Annotated in this window: 11 protein-coding genes; all 11 read left to right on the plus strand. The window is 42.3% G+C overall.

The features are described from left to right. The first annotated feature begins 39 nt into the window (after positions 1-39). The 11 genes from dpaA to MHH68_RS08250 all read left to right on the plus strand — a co-directional run bounded on the left by dpaA (position 40) and on the right by MHH68_RS08250 (position 12,520). Positions 40-942 carry a dipicolinic acid synthetase subunit A gene (gene dpaA, locus MHH68_RS08200; protein ID WP_061407829.1) on the plus strand — a complete coding sequence of 301 codons (903 nt, stop codon included), beginning with the start codon at positions 40-42 and terminating at the stop codon, positions 940-942. Beyond that, complete coding sequence (gene dpaB, locus MHH68_RS08205) at positions 939-1,532, plus strand: dipicolinate synthase subunit B (RefSeq protein ID WP_058013961.1); 594 nt, start codon at positions 939-941, stop codon at positions 1,530-1,532. The genes dpaA and dpaB overlap by 4 nt, the downstream gene beginning before the upstream one ends. Before the next feature lie 139 nt (positions 1,533-1,671). After that, positions 1,672-2,691 (plus strand): aspartate-semialdehyde dehydrogenase, encoded by a 1,020-nt coding sequence (gene asd / locus MHH68_RS08210; RefSeq protein WP_169056536.1) that lies wholly within the window; start codon positions 1,672-1,674, stop codon positions 2,689-2,691. A 92-nt stretch (positions 2,692-2,783) separates the two neighbouring features. Then, entirely contained in the window at positions 2,784-3,998 is a 1,215-nt protein-coding gene (gene dapG / locus MHH68_RS08215; RefSeq protein WP_012010005.1) for an aspartate kinase, read from the plus strand. Positions 3,999-4,028: 30 nt separating this feature from the next. Then, positions 4,029-4,895 carry a 4-hydroxy-tetrahydrodipicolinate synthase gene (dapA, locus tag MHH68_RS08220; RefSeq protein WP_339165717.1) on the plus strand — a complete coding sequence of 289 codons (867 nt, stop codon included), beginning with the start codon at positions 4,029-4,031 and terminating at the stop codon, positions 4,893-4,895. A gap of 171 nt (positions 4,896-5,066) precedes the next feature. After that, positions 5,067-6,734 carry a ribonuclease J2 gene (gene rnjB, locus MHH68_RS08225; RefSeq protein WP_169056537.1) on the plus strand — a complete coding sequence of 556 codons (1,668 nt, stop codon included), beginning with the start codon at positions 5,067-5,069 and terminating at the stop codon, positions 6,732-6,734. A 119-nt stretch (positions 6,735-6,853) separates the two neighbouring features. Further along, the gene (locus MHH68_RS08230; protein WP_058013958.1) at positions 6,854-7,582 is read left to right on the plus strand and encodes a ClpP family protease; all 729 of its coding nucleotides are present in this window, start codon (positions 6,854-6,856) and stop codon (positions 7,580-7,582) included. Beyond that, a complete protein-coding gene (locus tag MHH68_RS08235; RefSeq protein WP_058013957.1) occupies positions 7,579-7,815 on the plus strand; it encodes a YlzJ-like family protein in 237 nt (78 codons plus the stop codon). Before MHH68_RS08230 ends, MHH68_RS08235 begins: the two co-directional genes overlap by 4 nt. A gap of 110 nt (positions 7,816-7,925) precedes the next feature. Further along, positions 7,926-10,298: a DNA translocase FtsK gene (locus MHH68_RS08240; protein ID WP_169056538.1), complete on the plus strand. Its 2,373-nt coding sequence runs from the start codon at positions 7,926-7,928 to the stop codon at positions 10,296-10,298. 164 nt (positions 10,299-10,462) lie between these two features. Then, on the plus strand, positions 10,463-11,188 hold the full coding sequence (locus MHH68_RS08245) for a GntR family transcriptional regulator (RefSeq protein WP_058013955.1): 726 nt from the start codon (positions 10,463-10,465) through the stop codon (positions 11,186-11,188). Positions 11,189-11,287: 99 nt separating this feature from the next. Next, on the plus strand, positions 11,288-12,520 hold the full coding sequence (locus tag MHH68_RS08250) for an MFS transporter (RefSeq protein ID WP_180308990.1): 1,233 nt from the start codon (positions 11,288-11,290) through the stop codon (positions 12,518-12,520). Positions 12,521-12,646 lie beyond the last annotated feature (126 nt).

A 12,646-nucleotide genomic window follows, 5' to 3' on the forward strand; every position in this document is an offset into this window, starting at 1 on the left:
ATTACAGACTTTTTTAAATAAAGAAGGTGAACGGTCAGTATGTTGAGCGGTTTAACGGTTGCGGTGATCGGGGGAGATGCAAGGCAGCTTGAAATTATTCGCAAGCTGTCACAGCAGCATGCCAAAGTGTTTTTGGTTGGATTTGATCAGCTGGATCACGGATTTATTGGGGCTGAAAAGCTAAAAATGTCAGAACTACCATTCGAACAGGTAGACAGTATGATCCTGCCAGTATCAGGCGCAACAGATGAAGGTGTTGTCGCGACAGTTTTCTCAAATGAGCAGGTTTTACTAGAAGCAACATATTTAGAAAGAACCCCTGCCCATTGTACCTTGTACTCAGGTATTTCTAATACGTACTTAGACAATCTGGCAAAGCAGGTGAACCGAAAACTTGTGAAGCTGTTTGAGCGAGATGATATTGCCATATATAACTCTATTCCTACAGTTGAAGGGATTATCATGATGGCCATTCAGCAAACGGATTATACCATTCATGGATCACGTGTTGCTGTTCTCGGGCTCGGAAGAACAGGACTCACCATTGCCCGCACATTTCGGGCACTCGGTGCGGACGTAAAAGTAGGGGCAGCAGATACAGCTCACTTGGCGCGGTCCTTTGAAATGGGACTCGATCCATTTTCAATGGACCAGTTAAAAGAAGAAGTAACGGATGTAGATATCATCATCAATACCATTCCAAGCCTTGTATTAGATTCATCTGTCATCGTCAGCATGACACCAAAGACACTCATTTTGGATATTGCCTCCCGCCCAGGAGGAACAGACTTTGACTTTGCACAAAAACACGGAGTGAAGGCGCTTCTTGCACCTGGACTTCCGGGAATTGTTGCGCCAAAGACAGCAGGGCAAATCATTGCAAAAGTGCTTTCTGGGCTCTTATGTGAACTTGCAGAGGAAAAAAGGGGGATGGAATCATGACAACATTAAAAGGGAAAAGAATCGGCTTTGGCTTAACTGGTTCCCACTGTACGTACGAAGCGGTTTATCCGCAAATCGAAGCACTTGTAAAAGAAGGAGCAGAAGTGCGTCCAGTGGTGTCATATACGGTCCAGAACACGAATACAAGATTCGGAGATGGGGCGGACTGGATTGAGCGGATTGAGAAGCTGACTGGCTTTAAGGCAATTGACTCAATCGTGAAAGCAGAGCCGCTCGGGCCTAAGCTGCCACTTGATTGTATGGTCATTGCTCCATTAACTGGGAACTCGATGGCGAAATTCGCAAATGCCATGACAGACAGCCCTGTTTTAATGGCTGCAAAAGCAACCATTCGAAATCATCGTCCTGTCGTTTTAGGAATTTCAACAAATGATGCGCTAGGCTTAAATGGTACAAATCTGATGAGGTTGATGTCGACAAAGAATATTTTCTTTATTCCATTTGGTCAAGATGATCCATTTAAAAAACCGACCTCCATGGTCGCGAACATGAATCTGCTTTCTCAAACAGTGGAAGAGGCACTTCAGCATAGACAAATTCAGCCGATTTTAATTGGACCAAACGAATAATAGATTTACTAGAAAATCATGAAAGATTCAAAAAAGATGCTTCAAGCCTTGCTTTTCTATGGTAAAATAAAATGTAAAAAGTCATAGGATGGCCATCCGAAAGAAAAGAATCATGGATGGGTCGGAAGGAGTTTTACTGATGGGAAGAGGATTGCATGTAGCTGTAGTTGGAGCGACTGGAGCTGTCGGTCAACAAATGTTAAAAACACTAGCTGACAGAGATTTTGAAATGGATACACTGACTCTACTATCCTCAAAACGTTCTGCTGGAACAAAAGTGACATTCAGAGGTCAAGAGTATACCGTACAGGAAGCAACACCTGAAAGCTTTGAAGGAGTAAACATTGCATTATTCAGTGCTGGAGGAAATGTTTCCAAGGCGCTAGCTCCTGAAGCGGTCAAACGAGGTGCGATTGTTGTAGACAACACAAGTGCTTTCCGTATGGACGAAAACATCCCTCTTGTCGTACCAGAGGTAAACGAAAAAGACTTGCATGACCATAAAGGAATCATTGCAAACCCTAACTGTTCAACGATTCAAATGGTAGCGGCATTAGAACCGCTTCGCAAGGCGTATGGCATGAAAAAAGTCATCGTGTCCACTTACCAAGCCGTATCAGGTGCAGGACATGAAGCCATTGACGAGCTATACAGCCAATCACAAGCCATTTTAAATAAAGAAGATGTGAAGCCGGAAGTCATGCCTTATCAAATTGCATTTAATGCAATTCCGCAAATTGATAAATTCCAAGATAATGGTTATACATTTGAAGAAATGAAAATGATCAACGAAACGAAAAAAATCATGCATATGCCAGAGCTGGAAGTAGCGGCAACATGTGTGAGACTTCCAATTGAAACAGGACATTCAGAATCTGTTTACGTCGAACTAGAATCAAACGACGCAACAGTTGACGACATCAAGTCCGTTCTAAAAGATGCTCCAGGCATTACATTGCAAGATGATCCGTCTCAGCAAATTTATCCAATGCCTGCAGATGCTGTTGGGAAAAACGACGTATTTGTCGGCCGCATTCGGAAAGATTTGGACCGTCCAAACGGGTTCCATATGTGGATTGTATCTGATAACCTGCTAAAAGGCGCTGCGTGGAACTCCGTTCAAATTGCAGAAAGCTTAAAAGCATTAAAATTAGTTTAACATTCAATGGATGATGAGGACGAACAGAAGAGAGTTAGGCATCTTTCGCCTGCTCTCTTCTGTTACGTCAGAATGAACTTGGAGTGAAGACAGTGAAAATAATTGTCCAAAAATTTGGCGGTACATCTGTCAAAGATGATCAAGGTAGAAAAAGGGCACTTGCACATATCTTATCGGCAAAAGAGAAAGGCTATAAGTCGGTTGTCGTCGTTTCCGCAATGGGACGAAAAGGTGATCCTTATGCTACAGATACGCTGCTTGGTTTGCTTTATGGCAGCGCGCAGCACATGACAAATCGAGAAAAAGACTTGCTCGTTTCCTGCGGAGAGAATATTTCAGCTGTTGTGTTTTCAAGTATGCTGAATGAAAACGGGCTAAAAGCTGTAGCGATGACAGGCGCACAGGCTGGCTTTGTGACAGATAAGGAGCATACGAGTGCGAAAATTATTGATATGAAGTGTGAGCGTCTCGAGGCGGCACTGTCTGAACATGATGTTGTCGTTGTTGCTGGGTTCCAAGGAGCCGCGAAAAATGGAGACGTGACCACAATCGGACGAGGCGGCAGTGATACGTCCGCAGCTGCTTTAGGTGCTGCATTGCAGGCAGACTTTATTGATATTTTTACAGATGTAGAAGGTGTGATGACGGCAGATCCCCGCATTGTTGAAAATGCAAAGCCGCTCAGAGTCGTGACTTATACAGAAATTTGCAACCTTGCATATCAAGGAGCAAAAGTCATTCATCCGAGAGCTGTCGAAATTGCGATGCAAGCAAAAGTACCAATGAGGGTCCGTTCAACATACTCTGATGAAGAGGGCACACTCGTCACATCACACTACTCAGATAAAATGAGCCATGATGTGTATGACCGCCTTATTACGGGTATTGCACATGTCAATGATGTGACGCAAATCAAAGTCCCAGCAAAAGAAGGGCAGTACAGCGTCCAAACAGAGGTCTTTAAAGCAATGGCTAATGCACAAATCAGTGTCGATTTCTTCAACATTACGCCGAGTGAGATTGTGTATACCGTGACAGGTGCAATGACTGAAAAGGCAACCTCGATCCTAAAAGATCTTGGCTATACGCCAATTGTCACAACAAATTGTGCGAAAGTATCAGCTGTTGGCGCAGGCATCATGGGTGTACCAGGTGTCACATCTAAAATTGTATCGGCTCTATCCGAGCAAAACATTCCGATTTTACAATCGGCTGACAGCCATACGACCATTTGGGTGCTAGTGAACGAAGAAAACATGAGAGCGGCTGTCAATGCCCTGCACGAAGTGTTTGAACTTTCAAGATAAATGTGATTGAATCATGATGAGGTGAAAAAAATGAATTTCGGAAATATCGCAACAGCTATGATTACACCTTTTGATAAAAAGGGCAACATTGATTTCCAAAAGCTATCAATTCTCATTGATTACTTGTTAAAAAACGGCAGTGACTCGTTAGTCGTTGCAGGGACAACAGGCGAATCGCCAACTTTATCGACTGAAGAAAAAGTCGCTCTTTTTCAGCAATCGGTAAAATTAGCAAATGGTCGTTGTAAAATCATTGCAGGAACAGGCAGTAATAATACAAATGCGTCTATCAAACTAACGAAAAAAGCAGAAGAAGCGGGCGTTGATGCAGTGATGCTTGTCGTACCTTACTACAACAAGCCATCACAGGAAGGCATGTATGCACACTTTAAAGCCATTGCCGAGTCTACATCTCTTCCTGTCATGCTTTACAATGTACCAGGGAGAACGGTTGCGTCATTAGCCCCAGAAACAACCATTAAGCTTGCGCAAATACCTAACATTGTCGCTATCAAAGAAGCAAGTGGTGATCTTGATGCTATGACAAAAATCATTGCAGAGACACCAGAAGATTTCGATGTTTATTCAGGTGACGACAGCTTAACACTTCCTGCTGTATCTGTTGGTGCAAAAGGAGTAGTCTCTGTTGCGTCTCATATCGTAGGGCTTGATATGCAGGAAATGCTGAAAAGCTATGCTTCAGGTCAAACGGCCAAGGCCGCATTGATCCATCAAAAGCTGCTCCCAATCATGAAACAGCTATTCTCAGCGCCAAATCCAACGCCTGTTAAAACAGCTCTTCAGCTAAAAGGACTAGATGTCGGATCGGTTCGTCTTCCGCTTCTACCTTTGTCAGAAGAAGAGAGACTGGATTTAAGCAGCGTCTTAAACAGCTGATCAAAACAAAAGATTTCGTAAGCGGTCATTCTCAGATGTCCCTGAGTATGACCGTTTTTTATACATAAACACTTTCTTAAAATGTGACTTCATCTTGTTTTCTAAAATTAGATTCAGTTATAATAGCATTAAGCGATGATGGACGGGCTTGAGACTAGGAGGATAAGAATTTTGAAAAAGAAAAATACAGAGAACGTAAGAATTATTGCACTCGGAGGCGTTGGAGAAATCGGGAAAAACTTATATGTCATTGAAATTGATTCCGACATATATGTGGTGGATGCAGGCTTGATGCATCCAGAAAACGAAATGCTAGGCATTGACGTCGTCATTCCTGATATCTCTTATTTAACAGAACGTGCTGATCGGGTGAAAGCAATTTTTCTTACCCACGGACATGATGAAGCAATCGGAGGCGTATTCCATTGCTTAAGCAAATTGTCTGTACCAGTTTACGGAACGAAGCTGACCCTTGCGTTACTTCGAGAAAAATTAAAACAGTATGGCTTCAATCAAAAAGCTGATTTGCGTGAAGTTCATGCAAAATCAGTCATTACGTTTGAAACAACAAAGGTATCATTCTTTAGAACGAATCACAGCATCCCTGATTCAGTTGGGATCAGCTTCAAAACCTCTCTTGGTTCAATCGTATGCACAGGTGATTTTAAATTTGATCAAACCCCAGCGCTTAACCAAGCCTGTGACATCGGAGAGATTGCGAAAATTGGAAACAATGGCGTGCTAGCACTTCTTTCAGACAGTGCCAATGCTGAAAAACCAGGTTATACACCTTCTGAGGCGCTCGTCCAAGACGAAATCTCAAATGCGATGTACAATGCTGAAAATCGTGTCATTGTGGCTGTATCTTCATCTAACATTAACCGAGTGCAGCAGATCATTAATGCAACAAATCAAAATGGCCGTAAGCTTGCCGTTGCAGGAAAGAATATGATGACAACTCTTCAGCTGGCGATCAAACTTGGTTATGTCACAGCAGACGAAGAATTATTTGTACCAGTTCAAGAAGTGAAGAAAATGGCGAAAAACGATGTGGTCATCCTGACAGCTGGAAGCCACGGAGAGCCTCTTGCTGCGTTAACAAAAATGGCGAAACAAAATCACAAACAGCTTCATATTGAAAAAGATGACACGGTTGTGATTGCATCTACACCTCTTCCTGGACAAGAACTCACCTATTCAAAAACAGTTGATTTCCTTACAAGAAGCGGCGCACAAGTCATTTTTGCGCAAAAACGTGTACATGTATCTGGACACGGCTGCCAAGAAGAGTTAAAGCTCATGCTGAACTTACTCAAGCCGAAGTATTTAATTCCGGTGAATGGTGAATATCGTATGCAAAAAGCACATTCTCGTATTGCTGAAGAAGTGGGAATGAAACGAAGTGACATTTTCTTGATTGATAAAGGAGATGTTGTGGAGTTTAGAGGACAGAACGTCAAGATCGGTGAAAAAGTTCACCAAGGCAATATTTTGATCGATGGTCTGGGCGTTGGTGATATTGGTAACATTGTGTTACGCGATAGACGCTTATTGTCTCAAGACGGTATCTTAATTGTCGTCATTACGCTCGATAAACAAAAGAAACAATTAATTTCTGGACCTGAAATCATCACAAGAGGATTTGTGTATGTCAGAGAGTCTGAAGAGCTGATTGAGAAAGCGACAGAAATGGTCAAAGGTATTGTCAAAGAGCAAACGGAAAACTCAATTGTTGAATGGTCAACATTGAAACAATCCATGCGTGACGTACTTAATCAATTCCTATATGAAAAAACAAAACGTAAGCCGATGATCATTCCAATTATTATGGAAGTGTGATGAGAAAGCCCAAGGAGTATAAACTCTTTGGGCTTTTTTGATGTGGTGCGAGGAATGCGGATTGAATACGGCCTTCTTGTTCATAATAGGAGGAGAGTTTGAGGAAAGGATGGAGACAAATGGACGAAAAAAATGAACAGCAGCCTGAGCGAAAGCCAGAAGAAAAAGACAGCATAATGAGCAAAATACAGCAGCTTGGTGAAACAGCCATACCACAGCTGCCGCAAGATACAAATATCCATTGCCTTACCATTATTGGACAAATTGAAGGCCACATGCAGCTTCCACCACAAAATAAAACCACCAAATACGAACATGTCATTCCGCAAATCGTAGCAGTAGAGCAAAACCCAAAAATTGAAGGGCTTTTGATCATCTTAAATACAGTAGGCGGCGATGTTGAAGCGGGGCTAGCGATTGCAGAAATGCTTGCGTCTCTATCAAAACCGACTGTATCGATTGTACTTGGCGGCGGCCACTCCATTGGTGTCCCGATTGCTGTATCGTGTGACTATTCCTATATTGCGGAAACAGCCACGATGACCATTCATCCTGTGCGCTTAACTGGTCTTGTCATTGGTGTCCCGCAAACATTTGAATACTTAGATAAAATGCAGGAAAGAGTCATTAACTTTGTGACAAGCCACTCCAATATTACAGAAGAGAAGTTCAAAGAGCTCATGTTCTCAAAAGGCAATTTGACAAGAGACATTGGAACAAATGTTGTTGGTCATGAGGCAGCAGCATACGGACTCATGAATGAAGTAGGCGGTGTAGGACAAGCAATTAAAAAGTTGAATGAGCTGATTGGAGAAAGGGCATCTCAAAACGAGGGGATGATTCAATGATTTTATACACACCTATGCCATATGAAGCCATTTACGCGGAGGAGCAAGGAGACCGCAAACTTCAGCAGGTATCCATCCAAGGCGTGCCAGTTATGGTTGAAATGAAAGAGGATGAAGCAGAAATCGTTCAAGTCATGAGTACCAATCCAATGGATTTTCTGAATCAAGAGCTTGCACCAGGCAAGCGATTGAAGTTACAATTAGGCTCCAATCAAACCGACTCATATGAATGATTCTATGCTATAATAAAGGGAAAACTTACAACAAGATGCAGCCAAAACCAGGCTGCTTTCTTTCTGATCTTTCGGTAGGTTATATTTTCTTTCGTAGTAAGGTGATGAGTATGGCTAAAAAGAGAAAACGGAAAACGAGAAAAAAACAAAATAAACAGCTAAAACTGAAATATGAATTAAATGGGTTAGTCTGTATTGCCATAGCGATCATTGCCATTTTACAGCTAGGCGTCGTTGGACAAACCTTCGTATATTTATTCCGATTTTTTGCAGGCGAATGGTTCATTCTCTGCCTTATCGGATTATTTCTTTTTGGCGTGACCATCTTCTGGAAAAAACAAATCCCAGATATGTTGACAAGGAGAAAGGCAGGGCTATACTGCATCATTGCGAGTATCTTGCTTTTGTCTCATGTGAAGCTCTTTCAGCACCTCTCATCTGCAGGTGTGATAGGCTCTCAAAGTGTGATCAGAAATACATTTGAGCTTTTCTTGATGGACATGAAAGGTGAGACGGGATCGCCTGATTTAGGAGGCGGCATGATCGGTGCCGTATTATTTGCTGCTTCTTATTTCTTATTTGCACAAGCAGGCTCTCAAATCATGGCAATCGTTCTGATGCTGATTGGAATTGTGCTGATTACAAATCGATCTCTTCAAGAAATGGTGAAAAAAGTGACGCTGCCTGTCTCGCAATTTATGGTGAAGCAGTGGAAAGCGTTTGTTGAAGATATGAAAGGAATCCGGCAGGCGAAAAAGAGCGTGCCCTCTCAGAAAACGGCCGAAAAGAAAAAACGGTCTCGTATTCAGGAAGAGGACGAAGATGATCAGATCTTAGTTGAAGAGGAAGCAGCGGTACCTGACAATAGTCAGCCGATTATCTCAAGCTTTGCAGATAGAGATGACATTCTCACCCCGCTCGTTCAAAAAGAGCAGGCGGCAAAAGAGACTTCACCTCTTCAAGAATCTGTGCAAAGTGCGCCTGCTCCATCAGATTCAGCTGATGAACCAAAAGAGGCGCCGCCGATGACGTTTACGGAACTTGAAAACAAAGATTATGAATTGCCGTCACTGGATATTTTGGCAGAACCGCAGCACTCAGGACAGCAAACAGACAAGAAGAATATATATGAAAATGCAAGAAAGCTTGAAAAAACGTTTCAAAGCTTCGGCGTAAAAGCAAAAGTCACACAGGTTCACTTAGGACCAGCCGTCACCAAATATGAAGTCTATCCCGATGTTGGCGTGAAGGTAAGTAAAATCGTCAATTTAAGTGATGACTTAGCCCTTGCTCTTGCAGCAAAAGATATTCGGATTGAGGCGCCGATTCCTGGGAAATCAGCCATTGGGATTGAGGTTCCTAATGCAGAAATTGCGATGGTTTCTTTAAAAGAGGTATTAGAATCGAAGCAAAATGACCGTCCAAATGCGAAGCTGCTGATTGGACTCGGCCGCAATATTTCGGGTGAAGCCGTGCTCGCTGAAATGAACAAAATGCCGCATTTACTTGTAGCAGGATCGACAGGAAGCGGAAAAAGTGTGTGCATTAATGGTATTATCACGAGTATTCTCATGAGAGCGAAACCTCATGAAGTAAAAATGATGATGATTGATCCGAAAATGGTTGAACTAAATGTGTATAATGGCATTCCGCATCTGCTCGCTCCCGTTGTAACGGACCCTAAGAAAGCCTCACAGGCACTGAAAAAAGTCGTCAGTGAAATGGAACGCCGATATGAATTATTTTCTCATACGGGGACAAGAAACATTGAAGGATACAATGATTACATTAAACGAATGAATCAATCAGAAGAGGCGAAACAGCCAGAACTTCCTTATATTGTCGTCATTGTAGACGAGCTTGCAGATTTAATGATGGTCGCTTCCTCAGATGTGGAGGATTCTATTACAAGACTTTCGCAAATGGCTCGTGCAGCTGGGATTCATTTAATTATCGCCACACAAAGACCTTCTGTCGATGTCATTACAGGTGTCATTAAAGCCAACATCCCATCTCGCATCGCCTTTAGCGTGTCCTCGCAAACTGATTCAAGGACGATCCTTGATATGGGGGGCGCAGAAAAACTGCTCGGCAGAGGGGACATGCTGTTTCTGCCAGTTGGTGCAAACAAACCGGTTCGTGTGCAGGGCGCCTTTCTATCAGATGAAGAAGTGGAGCATGTCGTTGATCATGTGATCACTCAGCAAAAAGCGCAATATCAAGAAGAAATGATCCCAACTGAAGAAACGCAGGATCAGCTTACAGCTGTGGATGACGATTTATATGATGAAGCAGTGGAACTCATCATCGGCATGCAGACGGCTTCTGTCTCTATGCTTCAAAGAAGATTCCGTATCGGCTATACCCGGGCCGCCCGCCTGATTGACGCAATGGAAGAGCGGGGCGTTGTCGGTCCTTATGAAGGAAGTAAACCGAGAGAAGTCCTGCTTTCAAAAGAACAATATGACGAGCTCTCTTCATAAATCGAAGAGAGCTTTCTAAAAAAGAAATGAACGATAGTATGATTATGTTAACTAGAAGTCAGACTATTTATTTATTTGCAAAAACATGATATAGTTATGTTCAACTTATCTCGGAATAGAGATTTCTCATCTTATCATTTGCATTGATTAGACGGAGGGAAAACATGTCGACCAAAACAGACAATCGCCATTTATATTTGAAAGTGATTGACCGTATTAAAGAAGATATACAAACAGGCGTATATGCCGAAAAAGAGAAACTACCTTCTGAATTTGAGCTCTCAAAGCTTTTAGGCGTGAGCAGAGCGACACTGCGTGAAGCCCTTCGTATATTAGAAGAAGAGAAATATTTAATTAGAAGGCATGGTGTGGGTACGTTCGTCAACACAAGACCCCTCTTTTCAACAGGCATAGAACAGCTGGCAAGTGTCACGAAAATGATAGAGCAGGTCAATATGACGCCTGGTACCATCTTTTTATCCTCCCAAGAAGGGGAGCCAACAGAGAATGATGTGATTCGTTTTCAGTGTGATGAATCTGATGAGATTTTTTCAATGGAGCGCGTTCGAACGGCAGATGGACAGCCAGTGGTTTACTGTTTAGATAAAATTCCGGTTAAGCATCTTCCTGCTTCTTTTACACATGAAGAAGAGTCTCTTTTTGAGCTGTTTGGAAGAGAACCACACAGCGGGATTAAATATGCAGTTGCTGACATTGAACCAATCGGCTACCACGATCAGGTTTCACCGATACTAGAATGTGATCCTGAAACAGCATTATTATTATTGAAACAAATGCACTATGATCAGGATGATCAGCCGGTCTTATACTCACTAAATTATTTTCGAGCGGATAAATTCAGCTTTCATGTGATACGTAAACGATTTTAACGAGCAGTCGCTTTCATAAGCGGTTGCTTTTTGTTTGCCCATACATAATACCCGTAAAACTTGCCACACTAATACGTAACAGTATATAGAATTGGGTGAATGATGTTGGGCGAGAAAACAGTTAGTAAAAAGAATATTATTGCATTATCATCAGTGCCTTTAATCATGACACTTGGGAACTCGATGCTCATTCCCGTATTGCCACAGATAGAAAAGACACTTTCCATTACTTCCTTTCAAGTCTCCCTCATTATTACGGTATACTCCGTTGTCGCGATCTTATGTATTCCGATCGCCGGCTATTTATCAGACCGAATCGGGCGAAAAAAGGTACTCCTGCCGTGTCTGTTAATCGCAGGACTTGGAGGGGCTGTGGCAGCAGTTGCCTCAACGATCATGAAAGAGCCGTACATGTGGATTCTATTTGGCAGGGTCCTACAAGGTGTTGGGTCAGCCGGGGCAGCACCTGTCGTGATGCCGTTTATTGGAGATTTGTTTCATGATGATGAAGAAGTCAGTGCGGGACTAGGCGCCATTGAAACCTCTAACACAGCTGGAAAGGTATTGAGCCCGATTATTGGGGCGCTTTTGGCTTCATGGTTTTGGTTTGTGCCGTTTTGGTTTATTCCGTTCTTCTCAATCATCAGCTTTCTCATGGTACTGTTCATGGTAGAGTCCGCGGAAAAAGAGGAGGACCCGCCTTCATTTAAAGAATTTTTAAAATCAACAAAGACCATATTTAAGCATGAGGGACGCTGGCTGTATGCCATTTTTGCAATTGGCGGTTTTATTATGTTTCTTCTTTTTGGTGTGCTTTTTTACTTATCTGATAACCTAGAGGCAGCTTATCAAATTAAGGGTGTCAAAAAAGGGCTTCTGCTTAGCATTCCGCTCCTTTTTCTATCCATCAGCTCATACGTTGCTGGGAAAACGATTGGAGAAGAAAAAGGGAAAATGAGAATCTTTTTAATCGTAGGAATGGCCTTGTTATCACTTTCTTATATGTTTTTATGGTGGAATCACAGCTTTTACGTATTGTTTATCTGCTTAAGCATTGGCGGTGTTGGCATCGGTATTGTACTGCCTGCACTAGATGCCCTGATCACAGAAGGAATTGAAAAAGAGCAGTGCGGAACCATTACGTCGTTTTACAGCAGTATGCGTTTTATCGGTGTCGCTTTAGGGCCACCGATTTACGCTTATCTCATGGATAAAGGGGACTCCATTGTTTTTATCCTCTCGACCATTTGCAGTCTTATTTCTCTATTTTTGGTCATCTTCTTCATCCAGCCAGATGAAGAGGATGAAAGTGAACAATTAAAAACGGTTTAATCTAGAAAAAAGACGGTATTTTGCCATCTTTTTTCTTTTTTATAAATTGACATGTAAAATTTTGATAGTTAAACTAATGTATAGTAATATCTTTTAAATTATTCCAAACAGGAGGTGTTCAAAAAC

The organism is Bacillus sp. FSL K6-2841, assembly GCF_037976435.1.
GTDB classification, from domain to species: Bacteria; Bacillota; Bacilli; order Bacillales; family Bacillaceae; genus Bacillus; species Bacillus pumilus.

Coding starts and splice junctions, on each gene's coding strand:
- dpaA (WP_061407829.1), top strand. CDS start 40: ATGTTGAGCGGTTTAACGGTTGCGGTGATCGGGGGAGATGCAAGGCAG.
- dpaB (WP_058013961.1), top strand. CDS start 939: ATGACAACATTAAAAGGGAAAAGAATCGGCTTTGGCTTAACTGGTTCC.
- asd (WP_169056536.1), top strand. CDS start 1,672: ATGGGAAGAGGATTGCATGTAGCTGTAGTTGGAGCGACTGGAGCTGTC.
- dapA (WP_339165717.1), top strand. CDS start 4,029: ATGAATTTCGGAAATATCGCAACAGCTATGATTACACCTTTTGATAAA.
- MHH68_RS08230 (WP_058013958.1), top strand. CDS start 6,854: ATGGACGAAAAAAATGAACAGCAGCCTGAGCGAAAGCCAGAAGAAAAA.
- MHH68_RS08235 (WP_058013957.1), top strand. CDS start 7,579: ATGATTTTATACACACCTATGCCATATGAAGCCATTTACGCGGAGGAG.
- MHH68_RS08240 (WP_169056538.1), top strand. CDS start 7,926: ATGGCTAAAAAGAGAAAACGGAAAACGAGAAAAAAACAAAATAAACAG.
- MHH68_RS08245 (WP_058013955.1), top strand. CDS start 10,463: ATGTCGACCAAAACAGACAATCGCCATTTATATTTGAAAGTGATTGAC.
- MHH68_RS08250 (WP_180308990.1), top strand. CDS start 11,288: ATGATGTTGGGCGAGAAAACAGTTAGTAAAAAGAATATTATTGCATTA.